Origin of the sequence: Streptomyces antnestii, assembly GCF_004005495.1 — a bacterium.
Lineage (GTDB): Bacteria > Actinomycetota > Actinomycetes > Streptomycetales > Streptomycetaceae > Streptomyces > Streptomyces antnestii.
Genome location: NZ_RZYA01000001.1, coordinates 169,504 through 192,169, shown reverse-complemented (window position 1 = coordinate 192,169; position 22,666 = coordinate 169,504). Strand labels below are relative to the sequence as shown.

Genomic DNA, 22,666 nt, shown 5'->3' with positions numbered 1-22,666 from the left:
TTTTGATCTGAGTGACTGTGTGGATCCTCGACGGTAAGTCGGCGCCCGCCCGTGGCGATATTAATTGCCTGGACGATGGCGCGGCGTGCGTCTAGTGTCTGAACCGATCCGTGACCCAGCCGCGCGACCCAGGAGGTGAGACCCGTGAACGATGTACGTCTGTGGGTGCTCCCCTCAATGTCACGGTCGGGCGAATGACATAGGTCTGCTTCGCCGGGAGCGCCACGACATGGCACTCCCGAAAGGTGACGACCTATGTATCCACAACCTGAACCTCGCATCACGCGTACCGCGGAACGGCAGTGGCAGGCGCTCGACGACGACCGGCTGGTCGGCGACGCCGAAGCCTGGCGGCGGCGCGACGGACGGCTCTTCCTGGCCGTCGATTCCTGGCACGACGCGGCGTTCGCCCCGCTCGTGAACGCGATGCTCTCCGCACTGCCCTCCCCGCTCCACACGATCGTCGACGCGTCCGACGCGCACCTCAACTCCCTATGGGAACAGGCGGGGTTCACGCCCCGGCGCCGCGAGGGCGAGTACGTAGTGCCGACTGACGTCGATGTGTTGCGGCCTCCGTCCGGCGTGACGATCCTGCCCTTCGGTGCGGCGGAACCCGGCCCGCTGGAGGCCCTGGACCGCGCGGTCCGTGCCGAGGTGGCGGCCGGTATCGGCTGGCAGGAGATGCCGGCCGAGGTGCTTCCCCGCCACGACGACTCCACGGAGCCCGTCCCCCCGCCGCCGGTGGACCCGTCGCGGTACGCGGTCGCCGTGGAGGCGGGGCAGTACGTGGGCCTGATCCGGGTGGCGCCGGTGCCGCGGCAGCCGCGCATCGGCCTCGTCGCGGTGCGGGCCGGACAGCAGCGGCGCGGGATCGCGCGAGCGCTGCTCGGGCACGTACTGGAGTCCCTGCACCGCTCGGGCGTCCCCCGGGCGACGGCCGAGATCAGCGAGACCAACGCGGCGGCCGCCGCTCTTTTCCGCCACTTCGGCGCCCAGCGCGTCGCCACCAATCTGGAGCTGGTACGTCACTGATGTCCAAAATCTCACGCGGAATCGAAATGGAAGGCACCGTCGTCGAGTGCTTGCGCAACGCCACCTTCCAGGTGGAGCTGGGCAACGGGCACAAGGTACTCGCCCACATCAGCGGCAAGATCCGGAAGAACTACATCAAGATCCTGCCGTTCGACCGGGTGCTCGTGGAGATGAGCCCGTACGACCTGACGCGCGGCCGGATCGTCTACCGGTACCGGAACTGACGCCGGGCGGGTGAAGTCACGGGCGGGCGTGAGGAGTTCACGCCCGCCCGTGCTGTGTCACCGAGTGACCGGAGACCTGGATCACGATCAGAGCCCGTTGTCGACCGACAGCTGAGAGCTGAGGGTGCGACAGGCCCATTGCTCCCACTTGGCCGGTGGCCACGCGCGGTCGCGGGTGAGGAGCAGGAAGAGCTCTGGGCTGAGGACGGCGTAGATGATGTCCGCCGCCTCGTCGGCGGTGATGGCGGGATCGGCGCCTGGCTTCTTCGTCAGGGCCTTCGCCGCTGTGGAGATCACCGTGTACCGCGGGTCCATCTGATCCGGCCACAACTCCCGGATCTCCGGGTTGGTCGCTGCCGCGGCGCGGACCATCTCGGTGAGGGCCGCGACGCGTTCGAGTGTTCCGCGGGTGCCGGCGGTCAATGCGGCCAGTGCGGACTCGGCGGTAGGCGCGTTCATGACCTCCGCGAACCAGGGCCGGTCCATCGTCGGCACAGGTTCGTCGTCGCCCGCGATCGCGACGTCGACGAGTTCTTTGAGCAGCGAGGGCTTGTTCCGAAAGACGAAGTAGATCGTCTGCACCGCCACGCCTGCCCGGTCGGCGATCTCCTGCAGCTTGGTCGCGCCGTAGCCCTGCTCGACGAAGAGCGCGCCGGCCGCCTCGATGATCCGTCGCCGCGTCTCCTGGGCCTTGTTTCCCTGCTTCCCCTTGCGATCACGCATGACTGGAGTCTATATCTAGAGTTGAACTCTAGAGGTGAACTCTAACCGTGGGAGTAAGCCGTGGACGACACGATCGCCAACCGTCAGCAGGCAGAGGCATGGAACGACTGGGAGGGCGTCCTCTGGGCCGAACACCCCGAGCGCTACAACGGGATGATGGGCGCGTTCAACGCACCCCTGTTCGCCGCCGCGGGCATCGAGGCCAAGGACCGGGTCCTCGACGTCGGCTGCGGCACCGGCCAGACGACGCGCCTCGCAGCGCAGCGGGCGTACGACGGAAACGTCGTGGGAATCGACCTGTCGGCGCCGATGCTGGAACGCGCCCGCCGCGACGCCGCGACGGAGGGTCTCGGCAACGTCACCTTCGAGCAGGGCGACGCACAGGTGCATCCGTTCCCCGACCGCGGGTTCGATGTCCTCATCAGCCGCGGCGGCGTCATGTTCTTCGCCGACCACGTCGCAGCCTTCACCCATCTCGGGCACGCGCTCGTACCGGCCGGCCGCCTCGCATTTCTCGGACCACAGCCCGCGGGCCCGGACAGCGCCTACGCGCGTGCGACCGCCGCACTCGCGCCGTTCCTGCGCGAGGCATCCCCCGCTTCCAGGGGTATGGGGTCGCTCCTCGACCCCGCACACATCCGCCACGTGCTCGCCGCCGGCGGGTTCACCGACATCGAGGTGGCTCCGGTTGAGGCACCCATGACCTTTGGCACCAACGCGGGCGACGCCGCCGACTTCCTCTTCTCCATGGGTCCGACGCGCCACAACCTGCGCGATGTCGACCCGACGACCATCACCCGTATCCGTGACGAAGTACACGACGCGCTCACGGAGTTCGAGACCGCAGACGGTGTCCGCATTACCGGTGCGGTCTGGATCGTCACGGCGACGTGCGCCTAGGGGGGCGCAAGGCCTGCGAGAGCGATGCTCCCGCAGGCAGCCTGAGCCGGGAATCCCCTCCTTCAGAAGGGGAGGAAGTCACTTGCGCCAGAACAGGTGATGCGTCACGTTGCCCGTCGGGCTGGGGACCACGTCCACGTGGAAGCGGTCCCGCAGCTCGTCCGGCGACTCCCACAGGCGTGATCCCGATCCGAGCTTCACCGGCGAGACGGCCACGTGCAGGGTGTCGACGAGGTCCGCGTCGAGGAACTCACGGATGACGCTCGCCCCGCCGCCCAGCCGCACGTCCTTGCCCTCGGCCGCCTCCTTCGCCTGCGCGAGGACGGTGGCCGGGTCGGCGTTCACGAAGTGGAACGTGGTGTCGGACAGGGGGAGCGCCGGCCGGGTGTGGTGGGTCATGACGAAGACGGGCGTGCGGAACGGCGGTTCGTCACCCCACCACCCCTTCCAGTCCAGGTTCTCCCAATCCCCCTTCTGCGGCCCGAACTTGCCGCGCCCCATGATCTCGGCGCCGATGTTGCGGTGGTAGTCGCGGACGAGGTAGTCGTCCAGGCCCCGGCTGCCTCCGGGATCGGTGCGCATGGGCCAGCTCGCCGTGGCCCCGCACCACGCGAACATCTCCCCCGGATCGGCGGTCCCGAACGGCCGCTCCAGACTCTGCCCGACCCCGGCGCCGAACCCGTCACTGGAGACATTGAAGTTCTGAACCCTCAGCAACTGCTGTGTCACGTGTTCCTCCTGCGGTAGCGGTGACATGGGTAGGACTCTCCCCGCCGCGAGAACTCATCGCCTCGTGGGCGCGCCGGGCCGTACCCAGTTCGCACCACACCACCTTTCCCGGGTCCCGCTCCCCCACCCCCCACTTGTCCGCGAGCGTTTCCACGAGGAGCAGGCCCCGGCCGCCCTCGGCGTCGGCGGTCGTTTCGTCGGCCGGTCGCGGTACGGCCGGTACGCCGTCGCCGCTGTCTTGGACCTCGACGCGGACCCCGTCCTCGTACGGCAGCACACGCAGCAGAAAGCCACGGCCGGGCGGGACGCCGTGCACGAGGGCGTTGGTGGTGAGTTCGCTGACGCAGAGGAGGATGTCGGCCGCGCGCTCACCCGTCACGCCCCAGTCGGTAAGTGCCGAGCGCGTGAACTCCCGTGCGGCGGGTACCGATTGGCGTTGCCGACGGTAGAAGTGCTCACGGAAGGTTTCCTCGGTCATAGGTTCCATGGCGCGAATATCGCGCACGGTGATTCACTGACAGCAGTTCGTGAACCCCGACAGATCTTTTGTCGGGGTCGGAGTGGGGTCGAGTGAGAGTGGGGGCGGGGAGATTGACCGTCATGAGCCCCGGAAAGCGCCCGCCGAAGAATCCGTCGGCGATGAAGATGGTCGGTGATCTCCTCGCCCTGTTCCGCAGGGCGGCCGGGTTCACGCAGGCAGCTCTCGGAGAGCGGCTGGTGATCGCCGAGTCGACCATCGCGGCGTACGAGCAGGGCAGACGGCCGCTACTGCCGGACACGGCCGTGCAGATGGACCAACTACTCGACACCAAGGGCGCGTTGGCGGTCGCGGTGGCGGGACTGCCGGAGATCGACCAGTTCCCGTTGTACGCCGAGCAGTACATGGCGCACGAGCGAGAGGCCATCGCGTTGTCCTGGTACGACGTGCTGACCGTGCCCGGCATCCTCCAGACCGAGGAGTGCGCCCGCACAGTGCTGCGCAACCGCGTCCCCGCTTACGAGGAGGACGAGATCGAGACGAAGACGGCGGGTCGCGTGCAGCGGCAGGAGGTCTTGCACCGGAAGTGTCCGCCGACGCTGAGCTTCATCGTCTGGGAGGCCGCGCTCAGGCTCGCATATCTGGAGCCGCAGGCTCGCGCCGAACAGCTCCGCCACCTACGCGTATGCGCTGAACTCCCGGGCTTGACACTACAGTTCCTGCCCCTCGACGCGCCGACGCACGCCGGGCTCGACGGCGCCTTCACGCTCCTTGAGACACCGGACCACCAGCACCTCGCGTACACCGAGTCCCAGCGCGGCAGCCAGTGGGTTTCCGCCCCGGACGAAGTGTCCATCCTGGCGCGCAAATATGCGATGCTGCGATCACAGGCCCTGACGCCCGAGCACTCCAAGGGCCTGCTGGACCGGCTGCTAGGAGAGCAATGAGCACCGCACTGAACTGGTTCAAGTCGAGCTACAGCGGCAGTGAAGGCGGCCAGTGCCTCGAAGTCGCCTACGACTGGCGGAAGTCCAGCGTCCACGTCCGCGACTCCAAGAACCCCGAGGGCCCTCACTTCACGGTCGCCCCTGAGGCCTGGGCCGCGTTCCTGACCAGCGGCACCTGAACCGCCCCCTCGCGGTACGGGCCTTCCGCCTCGACATGAACAAGCGCCTCAACCTCGCGCTCGCCAGCGCGATTCCCAGGCCCCGGACAGCACCGCAGCCCTTCACGCGCACGGCGATGAGGTCTTCATCAGCCTCCTAGGCGCCGGGCGTGACCAGCCCTGTCTCGTAGGCGAGGACGACGGCCTGGGCGCGGTCGCGCAGGTCAAGCTTGGCGAAGATCCGGGCGACGTGCGTCTTGACCGTCGCCTCGCTCAGGGTGAGGGCGGTGGCGAGTTCACTGTTGGACAGGCCCCGGCCGACGAGGGTGAGTACCTCGCGTTCGCGGGGGGTGAGCGAGTCCAGCGCCTGATGAACGGCCGGCCGGGTCGGTCCCGGCGCGCGATCGGGGGAGGCGAAGCGCTCGACCAGGCGGCGGGTGATGGAGGGGGCCAGCAGGGCGTCGCCGGTGTTGACGAGCCGGACCGAAGCGGCGAGATGGTCGGCCGTGACGTCCTTGAGCAGGAAGCCGCTGGCGCCGAGCGCGAGTGCGGCGTAGACGTATCGGTCGAGGTCGAAGGTGGTGAGCATGACGACCCGGCAGGCCGGGTCGAGAGCCAGAACCTGACGGGCCGCCTCCAGGCCGTCCATGTTGGGCATCCGGATGTCCATCAGCACCACGTCCGGCCGCAGCCGCCGGACCAGCTTCACCGCCTCCACTCCGTCGGAGGCCTCGCCGACCACCTCGATGCCGCGGCTGGTGAGGATCAGCCGGAAGCCGGTGCGGATCAGCCTCTGGTCGTCAGCGATGAGCACCCGGGGTGCCCGTACCGGCGCGGCCCCCGGCGGCCCGGCAGCTGCGTTCACGGCTGCTCCAGTGGGATCCGGGCGCGGACGCGGTAGCCGCCGCCGAGGCGGCGCCGCGCGTCGAGGTCGCCGCCGAAAACGGCCACCCGCTCACGCAGGCCCATCAGGCCTCGCCCCGCGCCGGGGTTGGACGTGGGCCCTGGCGCCGGCCCGCCGGATACCACGCTCGCGCCGGTGGTGAGCACCTCGACCCGCAACGAGGTGTCCGCGTAGCGCACGGTCACCTCCGCCTTGCCGCCGTCGCCGTGGCGCAGGGCGTTGGTCAGCGCCTCCTGCACGATCCGGTAGGCCGTCACGTCGATGCCGGCCGGCAGCCGCCGCGGATCGCCCAGGACTCGCACCTCCACCGGCAGGCCGGCGAAGGACACCCGGTCCACGAGGGCGCCGAGCCGGTCAAGGCCCGGCTGCGGGGTGAGGTCGGCGGTGGTCACCTCTGCCTCCTCCGGGGGGTCCTCCGTGTCCTCGCCGTCCTGCGAGGGGGCCAGCAGGCCCAGCAGGTGCCGCAGCTCGGTCATGGTGTCGCGGCCCGCGCCCTCCACGGCCCGTAGCGCGGCAGCGGCCTCGTCCGGCAGCGTGGTGAGCACCTCGCGTGCCGCACTCGCCTGGACGACCATCAGGCTCACGTTGTGGCTGACGATGTCGTGCAACTCCCGGGCGATCCGCGCCCGCTCCGCCGCCACCGCGGCCCGGGCCGCGTTCTCCCGTTCCCGCTCAAGCAACCACCCTCGGTCGCCCAGCGCCCGGCGCCGGGACCCGCGCTCGCGCACCAGTGCCGCGCCCAGCCATCCGGCCGCGGCGCAGGCCGGCACCAGCGCCCCCGTCAGCCAGCCCGTCAGTGATCCCCACACCCGCCCACCTTCGCAGATCAGTGCGCCGTCGCGCGTCCACCGATGGATCCAGCCGCGTACATCCACGGGATGACGGGCGGGTCGACTTACAACCCGGGTGGGACGCCCGCCTTCGCGGCCGGGCCCTACGTTTCCCCGTATGACGAGTCGATCAGTGAGCAGCCCCGGGACCGGCGAGAACGAACCGCGGGCAGTGGTGCGCCTGGAAAACGTCCGCAGGGAGTACGGCGACCACACGGCCCTGGCCGGGGTATCCCTGGAAATCCGCAGCGGCGAGGCCGTCGCGGTGATGGGCCCCTCCGGCTGCGGCAAATCCACCCTGCTCAACATGGTGGCCGGCCTGGACCGGCCGACTTCCGGCCAGGTCACCGTCCACGGCGAGGACGTCACCGCACTGGACGAGACCGGCCTCGCGCTGTTCCGGCGCCGCCGCATCGGCATGGTCTTCCAGTTCTTCAACCTCCTCGATGACCTTTCCGCACTCGACAACGTTGCGGTCGCCGCCCAGCTCACCGGCACGCCGGCCCGCCAGGCGCGCCGCCGCGCGCAGGAACTGCTGGACGAGCTCGGCATCGCCGACCGCCGTAACGCCTATCCGGCCGTCCTCAGTGGTGGCGAACGCCAGCGGGTCGCCGTAGCACGGGCGCTGATGAACCGTCCGGCGCTGCTGCTCGCCGACGAGCCGACCGGCGCGCTGGACAGCCACTCCGGCGAGCAGGTCATGGACCTGCTGCTCGACCTGAACCAGATCGGGCAGACGCTGCTGCTGGTCACCCACGACCCGCGGCTGGCCACCCGCTGTGCCAACCGCGTCGTCGACCTCGCCGACGGCCGCGTGGTCGGCGAGCGCAGCCTGGAGCGGGCCCGATGAGGGCCGTGTGGCTGGCCGCCCGCGCGGCGGTGCGGCGGCGCAGGCTGCAGACCGGCGTCATCGGCCTGGTGGTGATGGTCTCGACGATGACCATCGTGGTCGCGCTGGGGCTGCTGGACGCCGCGTCCGCGCCCTTCGACCGGGCCTTGGCGCGCCAGCAGGGCGCACACGTGATCGCGACCTTCGACTCGGCCAAGGTCTCCCCGGAGCAACTCGCGGCGACCGCACGGGCGTCGGGCGTGACGGCCGCAGCGGGGCCCTTCCCGCAGGCCGTGGCGACGCTGAATCGTCCCGTCGTCGTCAATGCCGAGGGGCCCGTGACGGTCGTGGGCCGGGCCGACCCGGGCGGGCCGGTCGACCGGGTGAACCTGTGGACGGGCCGCTGGGCTACGGGGCCGGGGGAGGCGGTGTTCAGCTCGCCGCCCGGCATGGCCGGTAAGGGCCCGCGCCGGACCCTGGGCGCGCACGTCCTGCTCTCCGGGGTCCCGTTCACGGTCGTCGGGCTCGCGTCCAGCGTCAGTCGGACCGCGGACGCCTGGGTCGCTCCCGAACAGATGGGCGCCCTGCACCCGACCTCGGAGCAGATGCTCTACCGGTTCGCGCACGCGGGCACCGGTGGCGAGGTGGCGGCGTCCCTGCGGACCGCGACTGCCGCCCTGCCGGGCGGTGCGCTCACCGCCTCTTCGTCCTACCTGAGCCTGGAGCGGCTCTCCGAGCGCAGTCCTGACACCTTCGTGCCGTTCTTGATGGTCTTCGGAGTGCTCGGCCTGCTGGTCGCGGTCCTCATCGTGGGCAATGTGGTGAGCGGCGCGGTCGTCTCCGGCTTCCGGCACATCGGCGTCCTGAAGGCGCTCGGCTTCACTCCCAACCAGGTGGTCGGCGTCTACCTGGTGATGGTCTCCGTGCCGGCGCTCGTCGGCTGCGCGCTCGGCACCCTGCTCGGCGACCTGACCGAACAGCCGTTGCTGCAGCAGCTGTTCAGCAACGGCATCAACAATGCCTACCTCGCCGACAGCGTCGGCCTGAGCCCATGGGTGGACCTGGTGGCGCTTCTCGGCGTGCCCGCGCTGGTGCTGCTGGCCGCGCTGCTGCCGTCGCTGCGGGCCCGCAATCTCCCCGCGGCACAGGCGATCAGCGCGGGCGCCGCGCAGCGCACCGGCCGCGCCCTGCGGATCCAGCGTCGGCTCACGGGATCCCGGCTGCCGCGCTCGGTCAGCCTCGGGCTCGGGATGCCGTTCGCCCGCCCGGGCCGGAGCCTGCTGACCCTGTCGGCGGTCGTGCTGGGTGTCACCACGGTGACCTTCTCCACTGCGTTGGCGACGACCGTCACCGCCTTCGGTAACGCGGCGGAGGGCGGCGGCGCCTACCAGGTGGTCGTCAACGCCGGCCGGGCCGACGTCGGGATGACCGCGCCGATCCACACCGACCCGCAGATCCAGGCGCTGCTGGCCACCCCGCCCGGGGCGACGCAGGTGACCCCGTCTGCCTACGTGCCGGTGCGGCTCGCCGGAGTCACCGGGCGCCTCAACCTGATCGCCTACCGGGGCACCTCCTCGAACCTCGGCACGATGGTGGTCAAGGGCCGCTGGTTCGACAGGCCCGGCGAGGTCGTCGTCACGCCGGCTTTCCTGGCCCTGCACGGCCACTCCGTCGGCGACCGGCTCACCCTGCAGACCAGCGACCGGGAGGAGCCGGTGACCATCGTCGGTGAGACCCTCTCCGGGGACCCGGACTTCCTCAGCACGGACTGGAGCACGGCGAGGGCGGTCGACCCGGGCGTGACAGGCCGCCAGTACCTGGTGAAGCTGGCCTCCGGCACGAACGTCGACGCCTACCAGCACGCGGTGCGCACCGCCGACCCCGGCCTCTACCCCTCCGCCAAGGAGACGGCCAACGCGGGTGCGATCACGGCCGTCAGCTCGGCCTCGATCCTCACCCTGCTGCTCGGCACGGTCGCCGCGCTCGGCGTCTTCAACACCGTGGTGCTGAACACACGGGAGCGGCGCCGGGACCTCGGCATGCTGAAGTCCATCGGCATGACGCCCCGCCAGGTCACCGTCATGACGGTCACCTCCATGGCCGCGCTCGGCCTGCTGGGCGGGCTCGTCGGGCTGCCGCTGGGCATGCTGGCCCATGCCCTGATCCTGCCGGTCACCGGCCACGCGGGCGGGATCGACTTCCCGTCGTCGATGCGGAACGTCTGGCACCTCGGCAACGTCACCCTGCTCGTGCTCTCCGGCGTCGTCCTCGCCGCGCTGGGCGCGGTGATCCCCGCCCGTTCGGCGGCCCGGCTGACGATCGCCAAGGTGCTACACAACGAGTGAGGGCCGGCGTGAGCAGTCAGCGAGAGCGCCGCGGTCGTCATCCGGTCAGGGCGGTGCCCGGCCGCAAGGCGCCGACTGACCAGATCCGGAGTGGTAACCGACCTCGGCCAGTTCCCCGATCGCCGCGTCCAGTGACGCGACGGACGCCGGACTGGAGGTGTGGCTCTCCCACTCGGATGCGTACAGCAGTGGCCGCCGCCCCGTGAGGGGCAGCGGCCACAAACCCTAGGCACTCACGCCAAGGGGCACATCACTTGCGGATGAGCGAGCGCAGCACGTACTGCATGATGCCGCCGTTGCGGTAGTAGTCCGCCTCGCCGGGGGTGTCGATGCGGACGACCGCGTCGAACTCCACACCGGTGTCGGTGGTGACCTTGACCGTGCTCGGGGTGGAGCCGTTGTTCAGCTCCGTGACGCCCGTGATGGAGAAGGTCTCCTCGCCGGTCAGGCCCAGCGAGTCGGCCGTGTGGCCGGCCGGGAACTGGAGCGGCAGGACGCCCATGCCGATGAGGTTCGAGCGGTGGATGCGCTCGTACGACTCGGTGATGACGGCCTTGACGCCGAGGAGCGCGGTGCCCTTGGCGGCCCAGTCGCGGGACGAGCCGGAGCCGTACTCCTTGCCGCCCAGGATGACCAGCGGGGTGCCGGCGGCCTGGTAGTTCTGCGAGGCGTCGTAGATGAAGGAGACCGGCGCGCCATCGACGGTGAAGTCGCGGGTGTAGCCGCCCTCGGTGCCCGGCGCGATCTGGTTGCGCAGGCGGATGTTGGCGAACGTGCCGCGGATCATGACCTCGTGGTTACCACGGCGCGAGCCGTAGGAGTTGAAGTCACGGCGGGCGACGCCGTGCTCCGTGAGGTACTGGCCCGCCGGGGTGTCGGCCTTGATCGCGCCGGCCGGGGAGATGTGGTCGGTGGTGACCGAGTCGCCCAGCTTGGCGAGGACGCGCGCGCCCGTGATGTCGGAGACCGGGGTGGTCTCCATCGTCATGCCCTCGAAGTACGGGGGCTTGCGGACGTAGGTCGACTCGGTGTCCCACTCGAAGGTGTTGCCGGTCGGGATCGACAGGGCCTGCCACTGGGCGTCGCCCGCGAAGACGTCCTGGTAGGACTTGTTGAACATGTCCTCGCCGATGGAGTTGGCGACAACGTCGTTGACCTCGGCCTCGGTGGGCCAGATGTCCGCGAGGAAGACCGGCTTGCCGTCCTGGTCGACGCCGAGGGCGTCCTTGGTGATGTCGACCTTCATCGAACCGGCGATGGCGTACGCGACGACCAGCGGCGGGGACGCCAGGTAGTTCATCTTGACGTCGGGGTTGATGCGACCCTCGAAGTTACGGTTGCCGGAGAGGACCGACGTGACCGCCAGGTCGTGCTCGTTGACCGCCTTCGAGACCTCCTCGGGCAGCGGGCCCGAGTTGCCGATGCAGGTGGTGCAGCCGTAGCCGACGAGGTTGAAGCCGACCTTGTCGAGGTACGGCGTCAGACCGGCCTTGTCGAAGTAGTCGGTGACGACCTTCGAGCCCGGGGCGAGGGTGGTCTTGACCCACGGCTTGCGGGTCAGGCCCTTCTCGACGGCCTTCTTCGCGACGAGCGCGGCGGCGACCATCACGTACGGGTTCGACGTGTTGGTGCAGGAGGTGATGGCCGCGACCGTCACCGCACCGTGGTCGAGGGTGTAGGTCGTGCCGTCGGGGGCGGTGACCTGGACCGGGTTCGACGGGGCGCCACCGTTCGGGTGGTTGGCCGGGGCGTCGGAGGCCGGGAAGGACTCCAGCTCGGACTCGTCGGCGGTGGTGACGTAGTTGAGGACGTCGGTCTTGAACTGCTCGGCGGCGTTCGCGAGGACGATGCGGTCCTGCGGGCGCTTCGGCCCGGCGATGGAGGGGACGACCGTGGAGAGGTCGAGCTCCAGCTTCTCGGAGAAGTCGGGCTCGGCGGCCGGGTCGAGCCAGAGGCCCTGCTCCTTGGCGTACGCCTCGACGAGGGCGACCTGCTGGGCGTCACGGCCGGTCAGGCGCAGGTAGTTCAGCGTCTCGTCGTCGATCGGGAAGATCGCGGCGGTGGAGCCGAACTCCGGCGACATGTTGCCGATGGTGGCGCGGTTGGCCAGGGAGGTGGCGGCGACGCCCTCACCGTAGAACTCGACGAACTTGCCGACGACGCCGTGCTTGCGCAGCATCTCGGTGATCGTGAGGACGAGGTCCGTGGCGGTGGTGCCGGGCTTGAGCTCACCGGTGAGCTTGAAGCCGACGACGCGCGGGATGAGCATCGAGACCGGCTGGCCGAGCATCGCGGCCTCGGCCTCGATGCCGCCGACGCCCCAGCCCAGGACGCCCAGGCCGTTGACCATCGTGGTGTGCGAGTCGGTGCCGACGAGGGTGTCGGGGTAGGCCTGGCCGTTACGGACCATGACCGTGCGGGCGAGGTGCTCGATGTTCACCTGGTGCACGATGCCGGTGCCCGGCGGGACGACCTTGAAGTCGTCGAACGCGGTCTGGCCCCAGCGCAGGAACTGGTAGCGCTCCTTGTTGCGGCCGTACTCCAGCTCGACGTTCTGGCCGAAGGCGTCGGCGGTGCCGAACTTGTCGGCGATGACGGAGTGGTCGATGACCAGCTCGGCCGGGGAGAGCGGGTTGACCTTCGCCGGGTCGCCGCCGAGCTCCTTGACGGCCTCACGCATGGTGGCGAGGTCGACGACACAGGGCACACCGGTGAAGTCCTGCATGATCACGCGGGCCGGCGTGAACTGGATCTCCTGGGACGGCTGGGCCTGGGAGTCCCAGTTGCCGAGAGCACGGATGTGGTCGGCGGTGATGTTCGCGCCGTCCTCGGTGCGGAGCAGGTTCTCAAGGAGAACCTTCAGGCTGTAAGGGAGGCGCGCGGAGCCCTCGACCTTGTCCAGCTTGAAGATCTCGTACGACTCGTCGCCCACGCGCAGCGTGCTGCGGGCGTCGAAGCTGTTCGCCGACACGACAGTCTCCTTCATATATGTGCGCGTTCCACCGCATCCTGCCGCCACGACGGGGTCGCCGATCCGCTAAGGTAAGGCTAAGTTAGGTAACCCTTACCGAGCGTGGTGGCTGCGGTGTGCCTCTGTAGATATCTCGATGTCGAGATAACTCTAGTACATGAGGCCGGACAGGTCATGCCCGGCCTTCGTCGAACCGTCCCGCCGCGCCACCGGCGGACCCGTCCCACCATCGTCCCGCACGCCCGCCCGCGCGCCACCAGGGCTCATTGACGGCCCGTCACCCCAATGGACCCCCTGGAATGCCGCATCTCATATCTGAGATAGCCTGCCGCCATGATGGACGACTACCTCGTACGCATCGGCAAGCTCATCCGTGACGCCCGTCAGCACCGGGGCTGGACACAGACGCAGCTTGCCGAGGCGCTCGGCACCAGCCAGAGCGCCGTCAACCGGATCGAGCGCGGCAATCAAAACATCAGCCTTGAGATGATCGCCCGAATTGGCGAAGCGCTCGACAGTGAAATCGTCTCTCTGGGCTACGCGGGTCCCATGCACCTGCGCGTCGTCGGCGGCCGCCGCCTGTCCGGCTCGATCGACGTCAAGACGAGCAAGAACGCCTGCGTGGCGCTGCTGTGCGCGTCACTGCTCAACAAGGGCCGCACCACCCTGCGCCGCGTCGCCCGGATCGAGGAGGTCTACCGCCTCCTGGAGGTCCTGAACTCCATCGGTGTCCGCACCCGGTGGATCAACGACGGCGTGGACCTGGAGATCGTGCCGCCGGCCGCCCTCGACATGGACGCCATCGACGCAGACGCGGCCCGCCGCACGCGCTCGATCATCATGTTCCTCGGCCCGCTGCTCCACCGCCTCGACCACTTCAAGCTGCCGTACGCGGGCGGCTGCGACCTCGGCACCCGCACCATCGAGCCGCACATGATCGCGCTGCGCCGGTTCGGCCTCGACATCACCGCGACCGAGGGGCTCTACCACGCGGAGGTCGAGACGGGGGTCTCCCCCGGACGCCCGATCGTGCTGACCGAGCGCGGCGACACCGTGACGGAGAACGCGCTGCTCGCCGCCGCCCGCCACGACGGCGCCACCGTCATCCGCAACGCGTCGTCGAACTACATGGTCCAGGACCTCTGCTTCTTCCTGGAGGCCCTGGGCGTACGCGTCGAGGGCATCGGCACGACCACGCTCACGGTCCATGGCATCCCGCACATCGACGTCGACGTGGACTACTCGCCGTCCGAGGACCCGGTCGAGGCGATGAGCCTGCTGGCCGCCGCGGTGGTCACCGAGTCCGAACTCACCGTGAAGCGCGTGCCGATCGAGTTCCTGGAGATCGAGCTCGCGGTACTGGAGGAGATGGGCCTCGACCACGACCGCTCGGCCGAGTACTCCGCGGACAACGGCCGTACGCGCCTGGTGGACCTCACCGTCCGGCCCTCCAAGCTGGAGGCGCCGATCGACAAGATCCACCCGATGCCGTTCCCCGGCCTCAACATCGACAACGTGCCCTTCTTCGCGGCCATCGCGGCGGCGGCGCAGGGCAAGACCCTCATCCACGACTGGGTCTACGACAACCGTGCGATCTATCTCACCGACCTCAACCGGCTCGGCGGGCGCCTCCAGCTGCTCGACCCGCACCGCGTCCTGGTCGAGGGCCCGACGCGCTGGCGCGCGGCCGAGATGATGTGCCCGCCCGCGCTGCGCCCGGCCGTGGTCGTGCTCCTCGCGATGATGGCGGCCGAGGGCACCTCCGTCCTGCGCAACGTGTACGTGATCAACCGCGGCTACGAGGAACTGGCCGAGCGCCTCAACTCGGTGGGCGCGCAGATCGAGACGTTCCGGGACATCTAGCCCGTAACAGGCGGCACATATCCGGCGGGGCGGCGGTCTCCACGTGTGGCGCGCCCCGCCGGGGCCTGGTGACATGGTTCAGCGCAGGACGGCCGTCCGGCCGTCGCACCGCTGCCGGGAGGAACGCGCGATGAGCGAGCTGATGAAGGCTGTCCAGTACCGCACGGTGGGTGGCACTCCCGAGGTGGTGCAGCTGCCCGTGCCCGTCCCCGCACCCGGCCAGGTGCTGCTGCGGATGACCGCCGCCGGGGTGTGCCACTCCGACATCGCCGTGATGAGCATGCCCGCGGAGCAGCTGAGCTTCCCGCTGCCGCTCACTCTCGGCCACGAGGGCGTCGGTACCGTCGCCGCGGTGGGTGACGGCGTGGTGGCCGTCGAGGTGGGCGACGCCGTCGCCGTGTACGGGCCGTGGGGCTGCGGCATCTGCGCCAAGTGCGCGGAGGGCAAGGAGAACTACTGTCTGCGCGCCAGGGATCTCGGCATCTTTCCGCCCGGGCTCGGCGCGCCCGGCGCCATGGCCGAGTACATGATCGTCGACGACATCCGGCATCTCGTGCCCCTTGGTGACCTCGACCCCGTGCAGGCGGTGCCGCTGACCGACGCGGGCCTGACCCCGTATCACGCGATCAAGCGGTCGCTGCCGAAGCTGGTGCCGGGGTCGACGGCCGTCGTGATCGGCACGGGCGGGCTCGGGCACGTGGCGATCCAGATCCTGCGCGCCCTGTCCCCCGCCCGCGTGATCGCCCTCGACGTGAGCGAGGAGAAGCTGGCGCTGGCCCGCGAGGTGGGTGCCCACGAGGCGATCCTGTCCGACGCTCAATCCGTCGCGGCGGTACGGAAGTTGACCGAGGGGAAGGGCGCGGAGGCGGTCTTCGACTTCGTCGGCGCGCCGCCCACGGCGGCCACCGCCGGTGGCTGCGTGGCGGTCGAGGGGGACGTCACCATCGTCGGCCTCGGCGGCGGCAGCCTCCCGGTCGGGTTCGGCACGACGCCGTACGAGGCGTCGGTGACCGCGCCGTACTGGGGCAGCCGCGGCGAGCTGACGGAGGTGCTCGACCTGGCGCGCTCCGGGGTCATCTCCGTGCACACCGAGACGTACGGGATCGACGACGCGCCCACCGCCTACCAGCACTTGCACGACGGAACCGTGCGCGGGCGCGCGGTGATCCTGCCTCAGGAGTGAGCCACGCCCTGTTATCAGGGCAGGACCGCCACTCCGTCCAGTTCGACCAGGGCCTGTTCGTCCCAGAGGCGGGTCGTGCCGATCACCGCCATCGCCGGGTAGTCGCGGCCGGCCGACTCGCGCCAGATGCGGCCGAGTTCGGGTGCGTGGGCGCGGTAGTCGGCGATGTCGGTGGCGTAGACGGTGACGCGGGCGAGGGTGTCAGGGGTGCCGCCTGCGTGGCGCAGGGCGGTGAGGAGGTTCTTCAGGGCGCGTGCGAACTGCTCGGGGAGTGTGTCGCCGGTGACCTTGCCGTCCGCGTCGAGGGCGGTCTGGCCGGCGAGGAAGACGAGGCGGCCGCCGGTGGCGGTGACGGCGTGCGAGAAGCCGGTGGGCGGGGAGAGTTCGGGCGGGTTGATCCGCTCCAGGTGCTGGTTTCCGGGACTGCTCACGCGTACAACTCCTTGGCGATGATGGCGCGTTGGACCTCGCTGGCTCCCTCGTAGATGCGGGGTGCCCGGACTTCGCGGTAGAGGTGTTCGAGGAGGTGGCCGCGCTCCAGGGCGCGGGCGCCGTGCAGTTGGACGGCCGTGTCGACGACGTGCTGGGCTGTCTCGGTGGCCAGGAGTTTCGCCATCGCGGCGCGCCGGGGGACGTCGGGCGCGCCCGCGTCGTACGCCGATGCCGCCGCGTACACCATGAGGCGGGCCGCTTCGGTCCGCAGGGCGAGGTCGGCGATCTGGTGGGCGACGGTCTGGAGGTCCTTCAACTTGCCGCCGAACGCGTCCCGTTGAGCGGTGTACGCGAGCGTCGCGTCCAGGGCTGCCTGCGCCATGCCGACGGCGAAGGCGCCGACGCTGGGGCGGAACAGGTTCAGGGTGGTCATGGCCACGCGGAAGCCGCGGTCCGGCTCGCCGAGCAGGTCGTCCGGCGTGACCGGCACGGCGTCGAAGGCGAGGGATCCGATGGGGTGCGGGGACAGCATGGCGAGGTGCTGTCCGGTGAGCCCTGGACGGTCGGCGGGGACCAGGAACGCGGTGACGCCACGGGCGCCGGCGTCCGGGGCCGTACGGGCGAAGACGGTGTAGAAGTCGGCTTCGGGCGCGTTCGAGATCCAGGTCTTCTCGCCGATGAGGCACCAGCCGCCGGTGCCGTCGGGTTCGGCGCGCAGGGCCAGGGCGGCCGCGTCCGAGCCCGCGCCCGGCTCGCTCAGCGCGAAGGCCGCGACGGCCGAGCCCTCACTGACGCGCGGGAGCCAGCGGGCGCGCTGGGCGTCGGTGCCGTAGGCGTGCACGGGGTGGGCGCCGAGGCCCTGGAGGGCGAGCGCGGTCTCGGCCTCGGTGCTGACGGTGGCGAGGGACTCGCGCATCAGGCAGAGGTCGAGGGCGCCGGAGCGGAAGAGCCGCTCCAGGAGGCCGAGCCGGCCGAGCTCGGCGACGAGCGCCCGGTTCACCCGGCCGGGTTCGCCCTTCTCGGCGAGGGGGGCGAGCCGCTCGGTCGCGAGCGCTCGCAGCTCGGCACACCAGGCGGTCTGGGTGGGATCGAGCGAAAATGCTGAGGGACCTGACGGAACGGACGGACCTGACGGAACTGCGGTGGATCCGGTCATCTGGCGGCGCCTCCCGGTTCGCCGGCGGCTCGGGCCGACCTTGTCACGTTATCGCGGACCGTTGACTGTCGTCACCATCACGATACGCTCGATACGCGAGCCCATCACGCCCACCGATACGCGAGCCCATCACGCCCACTCGTTGCGCGAGCCCACCACACCTAGGGGGCGCACGGCCATGACAGACGCTCCGCCGCCGCACATGTCGGCCCACGTCGACACCTTCGCGCGCGACCATCTCCCGCCGCCCGGCCTCTGGCCCGACCTCGTCTTCGACCTCCCCGAGCTGCGCTACCCCGATCGGCTCAACTGCGGGGCCGAACTGCTCGACCGCACCGCCGAGCGCTTCGGCGGGGAACGGCCGGCGTTCCGCACCGGTGACGGCGAGGTGTGGACGTACGGGGAGCTGCGCCGCCGCGTCGACCGGATCGCGCATCTGCTCAGCGGCGAGCTCGGCGTGCGGCCGGGGAACCGGGTGCTGCTGCGCGGGCCCACCACGCCCTGGCTCGCGGCCTGTTGGCTGGCGGTGATGAAGGCGGGCGCCGTCGCCGTCACCGTGCTCGCGCAGCAACGGGCGCACGAGCTGGCCACGGTCTGCGAGATCGCGCGGGTCACGCACGCGCTGTGCGACACCCGCACCGTGGACGACCTGGTGAAGGCCGAGGTGCCGGGGCTGCGCGTCACCACGTTCGGCGGGGACAGCCCGGACGACCTCCTGCGGCGCGGCGGGGAGCTGCCTCAGACGTACGAGGCCGTGGAGACCGCCGCCGACGACGTCGCCCTGATCGCGTTCACGTCGGGCACGACCGGGCGCCCCAAGGGGTGCATGCACTTCCACCGGGACGTCCTCGCCATCGCCGACACGTTCGCGCGCCATGTGCTGCGGCCGACGCCGGACGACGTGTTCGCGGGAAGTCCGCCGCTCGGCTTCACCTTCGGGCTCGGCGGGCTCGTCGTGTTCCCGCTGCGGGCCGGTGCCTCGGCGCTGCTCCTGGAACAGGCGGGCCCCCGGCAGCTCCTGCCCGCCATCGCCGAACACCGGGTGTCGGTCCTGTTCACCGCGCCGACCGCCTACCGCGCGCTCCTGGAAGGGAGGGACGGGCACGACCTCTCGTCGCTGCGGCGGTGCGTCTCCGCGGGCGAGAACCTGCCGGCCGCGACCTGGCGGGCCTGGCACGAGGCGACGGGGATCCGCATCATCAACGGCATCGGCGCCACGGAACTCCTGCACATCTTCATCTCGGCCGCCGACGACGCGATCCGCCCCGGCACGACCGGCGTGCCCGTGCCCGGCTGGCACGCGCGCGTGGTGGACGACTCGGGGTCCGAAGTGCCAGACGGAGAACCGGGGTTGCTCGCCGTGCGGGGCCCCGTCGGCTGCCGCTATCTCGCCGACGAGCGGCAGACGGCGTACGTGCGGGGCGGGTGGAACGTCACCGGGGACACGTACGTCCGCGAGCCCGACGGCTATTTCCGGTACGTCGCCCGCGCCGACGACATGATCATTTCGGCGGGGTACAACATCGCGGGCCCCGAGGTCGAGGACGCACTCCTGCGCCACCCCGACGTCGCCGAGACCGCGGTGGTCGGGCAACCCGACGACGAGCGCGGGCAGATCGCGGTCGCGTACGTCGTGCTGCGCGACGGCGCGCGGCGGGACCCGGACGCCCTGCGCGCGTTCGTGAAGGCGGAGCTGGTGCCGTACAAGTGCCCGCGCGAGATCGTGTTCCTGGACGCGCTGCCCCGCACGGCGACCGGGAAGCTGCAGCGGTTCCGGCTGCGCGCGACGGGCGGTCCTCCCGGCCATCTAAAGTGATCACGTGTCCGAGCTGCACACTCCCCGGTCCCTGATCGTCACCCTCTACGGCGCGTACGGGCGCGGCTTCCCCGGCCCCGTGCCGGTCGCCGAGCTGATCCGCCTGTTGGGCGCGGTCGGCGTCGACGCGCCCGCCGTGCGCTCCTGCGTGTCCCGGCTCAAGCGGCGCGGGCTGCTCCTGCCGGAGCGCACGGGTACGGGCGCGGCCGGGTACGCCCTGTCGCCGGCGGCGCGGCAGCTCCTGGACGACGGTGACCGGCGCGTCTACGGGGCCCCGGCCGGCGAGAAGGACGGCTGGGTGCTCGCCGTGTTCTCCGTGCCGGAGGCCGAGCGCGCCAAGCGGCACGTCCTGCGCTCACGCCTGGCCGGGCTCGGCTTCGGCGCCGCGGCCCCCGGCGTGTGGATCGCCCCGGCGACCCTCTACGAGGAGACCCGGCACACCCTGGAACGGCTCGAACTGTCCCCGTACGTAGACCTGTTCCGCGGTGAGCACCTGGGCTACGCGGCGACGGCTGACGCGGTGGCCCGCTGGTGGGACCTGGACCGGCTTGCCGCGCTGCACGAGGCGTTCCTCGCCGAGCACGCGCCCGTCCTGGCGGCCTGGCAGGCGCGCCCGCCCGGTGACACCCCGGCGGAGGAGGCGTACCGGGACTACCTCCTGGCCCTCGACTCCTGGCGCCATCTGCCGTACGCCGACCCGGGGCTGCCCGCCGGGCTGCTGCCGGACCGGTGGCCCGGGAAGCGGTCGGCGGAGGTGTTCCGGGCACTGCACGAGCGACTGCGGGACGCGGGCGCGGAATTCGCGGAGGATCCGGTCAACTCCCCAGCGTGAGCCGGGGCTTGGGCGCGTCGAGGCGTCCGGTCTGGGGGCGGCGGCTGCCCGCCTCGTACTGCTTCGGCCAGGCGGCACCGGGACCGGCGTAGCCCTGCTCGGCCGCCGCGTGCAGGGTCCAGTGCGGGTCGTACAGGTGGGGGCGGGCGAGGGCGCACAGGTCGGTGCGACCGGCCAGGATCAGCGAGTTGACGTCGTCCCACGAGGAGATCGCACCGACGGAGATGACCGGCACGCCGGTCTCGTTGCGGATCCGGTCGGCGAACGGGACCTGGTAGGAGCGGCCGTAGGCGGGTTTCTCGTCGGCGACGACCTGTCCGGTCGAGACGTCGACCGCGTCGGCCCCGTGCGCGGCGAAGGCGCGAGCGATCTCGACGGCGTCGGCGGCGTCCGTGCCGCCGTCCGCCCAGTCGGTGGCGGAGATCCGGACGGTCATGGGCTTCCGGCCGGGCCACACCGCCCGTACGGCGTCGAAGACTTCGAGGGGGAAACGCAGCCGGTTCGTGAGGGAGCCGCCGTACGCGTCCGTGCGGTGGTTGGTGAGCGGGGAGAGGAAGCCCGACAGGAGGTAGCCGTGGGCGCAGTGCAGTTCGAGCAGGTCGAAGCCGGCGCGGGCGGCCCGCCAGGCGGCGGCCGTGAACTGCTCGCGGATATCGGCGAGTTCGGCCACGGTCAGCTCGTGCGGGGTCTGGCTGTCGGGCCGGTACGGGATCGGGGACGCGGCGACGAGGGGCCAGTTCCCGTCGGGGAGCGGTTCGTCGATGCCTTCCCACATCAGCTTCGTGGAGCCCTTGCGGCCGGAGTGCCCCAGCTGCACACCGATCGCCGTGCCGGGGGCCTGGGTGTGCGCGAAGTCGGTGATGCGGCGCCAGGCTTCGGCCTGTTCGGACGTGTAGAGCCCGGCGCAGCCCGGGGTGATGCGGCCCTCGGGGCTGACGCACACCATTTCCGTCATGACGAGCCCGGCGCCGCCGAGCGCGCGGGCGCCCAGGTGGACGAGGTGGAAGTCGCCGGGGACCCCGTCCTGTGCCGAGTACATGTCCATGGGGGACACGACGACCCGGTTGCGCAGGGTCAGTTCGCGCAGGCGCAGCGGCGTGAACATGGGGGGTGTGCCGGGCGGGCAGCCGAAGTCGCGCTCGACGGCCTGGGTGAAGTGGGGGTCGCGCAGCCGGAGGTTGTCGTGCGTGACGCGGCGGCTGCGGGTGAGCAGGTTGAACGCGAACTGGCGGGCCGGCTGGTCGAGATAGAGGCCGAGGTTCTCGAACCACTCCAGGCTGGCGCGGGCCGCGCGCTGGGTGGAGGCGACGACGGGCCGCCGCTCCGCCTCGTAGGCGGCCAGCGCCTCGGCCGTGGTGGGCTGCTCCTGGAGGCACGCGGCGAGGGCGAGGGCGTCCTCGACGGCGAGTTTGGTGCCGGAGCCGATGGAGAAGTGCGCGGTGTGGGCGGCGTCGCCGACGAGGACGACATTCCCGTGGGACCACGTCTCGTTCACGACCGTACGGAAGGCGGTCCACGCGGAGTTGTTGGAGCGCAGGCCCCGGCCGCCGAGGGCCTCGGTGAAGATCTTCGCGCAGCGCTCGACGGACTCACGCACGTCGAGGTCCGCGAATCCGGCGGCCCGCCAGACCTCCTCGCGCATCTCGACGATGACGGTGCTGTCGCCGACAGGGAGGGGCGGCCCGGAGGGCCTCGGTGAGGGGTGGTGGTCGGGAGACGGGCGGGCGTACGGGTAGCCGTGGAGCTGCATGACGCCGTGCTCGGTCTCGGCGGTCTCGAAGCGGAACGCGTCGAAGGCGAAGTCGGCGGCGAGCCAGATGTAGCGGCAGCGGTGCTCCTCGATACGCGGCCGGAACACGTCGGCGTGGGCGTCGCGGGTCGCGCTGTGCACTCCGTCGGCGGCGACGACGAGGTCGTATTCGTGCGCGAGTGCGTCGGCGGGCGGCGCCTCGGTACGGAAGCGGAGGTCCACGCCGAGCTGCCGGCAGCGCTCGTGGAGGATTTCGAGGAGCCGGCGGCGGCCGAGCGCGGCGAAGCCGTGACCGCCCGAGGTGTGGCGGGTGCCCCGGTGTACGACGTCGATGTCGTCCCAGCGCACGAACTCGGCCTGGAGCGCGGCGTACACGGCGGGGTCGGCGTGCTCGATGCCGCCGAGCGTCTCGTCGGACAGGACGACGCCGAAGCCGAAGGTGTCGTCCGGCGCGTTGCGCTCCCAGACCGTGACGTCGCGTTCCGGGTCGAGCCGCTTGAGGAGGGCGGCGGCGTACAGGCCGCCGGGTCCGCCGCCGATGACCGCCACACGCAGGGGTCGCAT

The 22,666-nt window shown here is 70.9% G+C and carries 19 protein-coding genes and 1 pseudogene; 11 read left to right on the top strand and 9 right to left on the bottom strand.

Annotation, left to right across the window (positions count from 1 at the left end):
• Window positions 1-255: 255 nt before the first annotated feature.
• Together EOT10_RS00835 and infA are read left to right on the top strand one after the other, a co-directional pair.
• The gene (locus EOT10_RS00835; protein WP_127826056.1) at window positions 256-1,032 is read left to right on the top strand and encodes a GNAT family N-acetyltransferase; all 777 of its coding nucleotides are present in this window, start codon (window positions 256-258) and stop codon (window positions 1,030-1,032) included.
• Entirely contained in the window at window positions 1,032-1,256 is a 225-nt protein-coding gene (infA, locus tag EOT10_RS00830; protein WP_127826055.1) for a translation initiation factor IF-1, read from the top strand. Before EOT10_RS00835 ends, infA begins: the two co-directional genes overlap by 1 nt.
• Window positions 1,257-1,343: 87 nt before the next feature.
• Here the strand turns inward: infA and EOT10_RS00825 are convergent, their stop codons facing one another.
• Window positions 1,344-1,979, bottom strand: a complete 636-nt coding sequence (locus EOT10_RS00825) for a TetR/AcrR family transcriptional regulator (protein WP_127826054.1) — start codon at window positions 1,977-1,979, stop codon at window positions 1,344-1,346.
• A 60-nt stretch (window positions 1,980-2,039) separates the two neighbouring features.
• On the opposite strand from EOT10_RS00825, the gene EOT10_RS00820 reads away from it, so the two are divergent.
• Window positions 2,040-2,879: a class I SAM-dependent methyltransferase gene (locus EOT10_RS00820; RefSeq protein WP_223280689.1), complete on the top strand. Its 840-nt coding sequence runs from the start codon at window positions 2,040-2,042 to the stop codon at window positions 2,877-2,879.
• 78 nt (window positions 2,880-2,957) lie between these two features.
• Here EOT10_RS00820 and EOT10_RS00815 read toward each other — a convergent pair whose 3' ends face one another.
• Together EOT10_RS00815 and EOT10_RS00810 are read right to left on the bottom strand one after the other, a co-directional pair.
• Window positions 2,958-3,635: a dihydrofolate reductase family protein gene (locus EOT10_RS00815; RefSeq protein WP_127826053.1), complete on the bottom strand. Its 678-nt coding sequence runs from the start codon at window positions 3,633-3,635 to the stop codon at window positions 2,958-2,960.
• 55 nt (window positions 3,636-3,690) lie between these two features.
• A pseudogene (locus EOT10_RS00810) lies at window positions 3,691-4,095 on the bottom strand (ATP-binding protein); the annotation flags it as partial.
• Window positions 4,096-4,208: 113 nt separating this feature from the next.
• On the opposite strand from EOT10_RS00810, the gene EOT10_RS00805 reads away from it, so the two are divergent.
• Together EOT10_RS00805 and EOT10_RS00800 are read left to right on the top strand one after the other, a co-directional pair.
• A complete protein-coding gene (locus EOT10_RS00805) occupies window positions 4,209-5,033 on the top strand; it encodes a helix-turn-helix domain-containing protein (RefSeq protein ID WP_189490944.1) in 825 nt (274 codons plus the stop codon).
• Complete coding sequence (locus tag EOT10_RS00800) at window positions 5,030-5,212, top strand: DUF397 domain-containing protein (protein ID WP_127826051.1); 183 nt, start codon at window positions 5,030-5,032, stop codon at window positions 5,210-5,212. Before EOT10_RS00805 ends, EOT10_RS00800 begins: the two co-directional genes overlap by 4 nt.
• A 136-nt stretch (window positions 5,213-5,348) precedes the next feature.
• Here EOT10_RS00800 and EOT10_RS00795 read toward each other — a convergent pair whose 3' ends face one another.
• Together EOT10_RS00795 and EOT10_RS00790 are read right to left on the bottom strand one after the other, a co-directional pair.
• Complete coding sequence (locus EOT10_RS00795; protein ID WP_127826050.1) at window positions 5,349-6,056, bottom strand: response regulator; 708 nt, start codon at window positions 6,054-6,056, stop codon at window positions 5,349-5,351.
• Window positions 6,053-6,904, bottom strand: a complete 852-nt coding sequence (locus tag EOT10_RS00790; protein WP_223280688.1) for a sensor histidine kinase — start codon at window positions 6,902-6,904, stop codon at window positions 6,053-6,055. Before EOT10_RS00790 ends, EOT10_RS00795 begins: the two co-directional genes overlap by 4 nt.
• A gap of 139 nt (window positions 6,905-7,043) precedes the next feature.
• On the opposite strand from EOT10_RS00790, the gene EOT10_RS00785 reads away from it, so the two are divergent.
• Window positions 7,044-7,775 carry an ABC transporter ATP-binding protein gene (locus tag EOT10_RS00785; protein WP_127826049.1) on the top strand — a complete coding sequence of 244 codons (732 nt, stop codon included), beginning with the start codon at window positions 7,044-7,046 and terminating at the stop codon, window positions 7,773-7,775.
• Window positions 7,772-10,099, top strand: coding sequence for an ABC transporter permease (locus EOT10_RS00780; RefSeq protein WP_127826048.1), 2,328 nt, complete (start codon window positions 7,772-7,774; stop codon window positions 10,097-10,099). Before EOT10_RS00785 ends, EOT10_RS00780 begins: the two co-directional genes overlap by 4 nt.
• Window positions 10,100-10,349: 250 nt before the next feature.
• Here the strand turns inward: EOT10_RS00780 and acnA are convergent, their stop codons facing one another.
• Complete coding sequence (gene acnA / locus EOT10_RS00775) at window positions 10,350-13,085, bottom strand: aconitate hydratase AcnA (protein ID WP_127826047.1); 2,736 nt, start codon at window positions 13,083-13,085, stop codon at window positions 10,350-10,352.
• Window positions 13,086-13,403: 318 nt separating this feature from the next.
• Here acnA and EOT10_RS00770 point away from each other — a divergent pair, with 318 nt between their 5' ends.
• Window positions 13,404-14,933 carry a helix-turn-helix domain-containing protein gene (locus EOT10_RS00770; RefSeq protein ID WP_127826046.1) on the top strand — a complete coding sequence of 510 codons (1,530 nt, stop codon included), beginning with the start codon at window positions 13,404-13,406 and terminating at the stop codon, window positions 14,931-14,933.
• Window positions 14,934-15,075: 142 nt separating this feature from the next.
• Window positions 15,076-16,116, top strand: coding sequence for an NAD(P)-dependent alcohol dehydrogenase (locus EOT10_RS00765; protein ID WP_127826687.1), 1,041 nt, complete (start codon window positions 15,076-15,078; stop codon window positions 16,114-16,116).
• A gap of 14 nt (window positions 16,117-16,130) precedes the next feature.
• Here EOT10_RS00765 and EOT10_RS00760 read toward each other — a convergent pair whose 3' ends face one another.
• Complete coding sequence (locus EOT10_RS00760) at window positions 16,131-16,547, bottom strand: RidA family protein (RefSeq protein WP_223280687.1); 417 nt, start codon at window positions 16,545-16,547, stop codon at window positions 16,131-16,133.
• A complete protein-coding gene (locus EOT10_RS00755) occupies window positions 16,544-17,704 on the bottom strand; it encodes an acyl-CoA dehydrogenase family protein (RefSeq protein ID WP_127826045.1) in 1,161 nt (386 codons plus the stop codon). The genes EOT10_RS00760 and EOT10_RS00755 overlap by 4 nt, the downstream gene beginning before the upstream one ends.
• A gap of 178 nt (window positions 17,705-17,882) precedes the next feature.
• Between EOT10_RS00755 and EOT10_RS00750 the strand changes: the two genes are divergently transcribed.
• Both EOT10_RS00750 and EOT10_RS00745 read left to right on the top strand, forming a co-directional pair.
• Window positions 17,883-19,520 (top strand): AMP-binding protein, encoded by a 1,638-nt coding sequence (locus tag EOT10_RS00750; protein ID WP_127826044.1) that lies wholly within the window; start codon window positions 17,883-17,885, stop codon window positions 19,518-19,520.
• A 4-nt stretch (window positions 19,521-19,524) separates the two neighbouring features.
• Entirely contained in the window at window positions 19,525-20,352 is an 828-nt protein-coding gene (locus tag EOT10_RS00745; RefSeq protein ID WP_127826043.1) for a PaaX family transcriptional regulator, read from the top strand.
• Here the strand turns inward: EOT10_RS00745 and EOT10_RS00740 are convergent.
• Window positions 20,336-22,666, bottom strand: a complete 2,331-nt coding sequence (locus EOT10_RS00740) for a bifunctional salicylyl-CoA 5-hydroxylase/oxidoreductase (RefSeq protein ID WP_127826042.1) — start codon at window positions 22,664-22,666, stop codon at window positions 20,336-20,338. The genes EOT10_RS00745 and EOT10_RS00740 overlap by 17 nt on opposite strands.

Excerpts from the sequence above, each read along its gene's own strand:
- EOT10_RS00835 (WP_127826056.1), top strand. The coding sequence starts at position 256 with ATGTATCCACAACCTGAACCTCGCATCACGCGTACCGCGGAACGGCAG.
- infA (WP_127826055.1), top strand. The coding sequence starts at position 1,032 with ATGTCCAAAATCTCACGCGGAATCGAAATGGAAGGCACCGTCGTCGAG.
- EOT10_RS00825 (WP_127826054.1), bottom strand. The coding sequence starts at position 1,979 with ATGCGTGATCGCAAGGGGAAGCAGGGAAACAAGGCCCAGGAGACGCGG.
- EOT10_RS00815 (WP_127826053.1), bottom strand. The coding sequence starts at position 3,635 with ATGTCACCGCTACCGCAGGAGGAACACGTGACACAGCAGTTGCTGAGG.
- EOT10_RS00805 (WP_189490944.1), top strand. The coding sequence starts at position 4,209 with ATGAGCCCCGGAAAGCGCCCGCCGAAGAATCCGTCGGCGATGAAGATG.
- EOT10_RS00800 (WP_127826051.1), top strand. The coding sequence starts at position 5,030 with ATGAGCACCGCACTGAACTGGTTCAAGTCGAGCTACAGCGGCAGTGAA.
- EOT10_RS00785 (WP_127826049.1), top strand. The coding sequence starts at position 7,044 with ATGACGAGTCGATCAGTGAGCAGCCCCGGGACCGGCGAGAACGAACCG.
- EOT10_RS00780 (WP_127826048.1), top strand. The coding sequence starts at position 7,772 with ATGAGGGCCGTGTGGCTGGCCGCCCGCGCGGCGGTGCGGCGGCGCAGG.
- acnA (WP_127826047.1), bottom strand. The coding sequence starts at position 13,085 with ATGAAGGAGACTGTCGTGTCGGCGAACAGCTTCGACGCCCGCAGCACG.
- EOT10_RS00770 (WP_127826046.1), top strand. The coding sequence starts at position 13,404 with ATGATGGACGACTACCTCGTACGCATCGGCAAGCTCATCCGTGACGCC.
- EOT10_RS00765 (WP_127826687.1), top strand. The coding sequence starts at position 15,076 with ATGAAGGCTGTCCAGTACCGCACGGTGGGTGGCACTCCCGAGGTGGTG.
- EOT10_RS00755 (WP_127826045.1), bottom strand. The coding sequence starts at position 17,704 with ATGACCGGATCCACCGCAGTTCCGTCAGGTCCGTCCGTTCCGTCAGGT.
- EOT10_RS00750 (WP_127826044.1), top strand. The coding sequence starts at position 17,883 with ATGACAGACGCTCCGCCGCCGCACATGTCGGCCCACGTCGACACCTTC.
- EOT10_RS00740 (WP_127826042.1), bottom strand. The coding sequence starts at position 22,666 with ATGCGACCCCTGCGTGTGGCGGTCATCGGCGGCGGACCCGGCGGCCTG.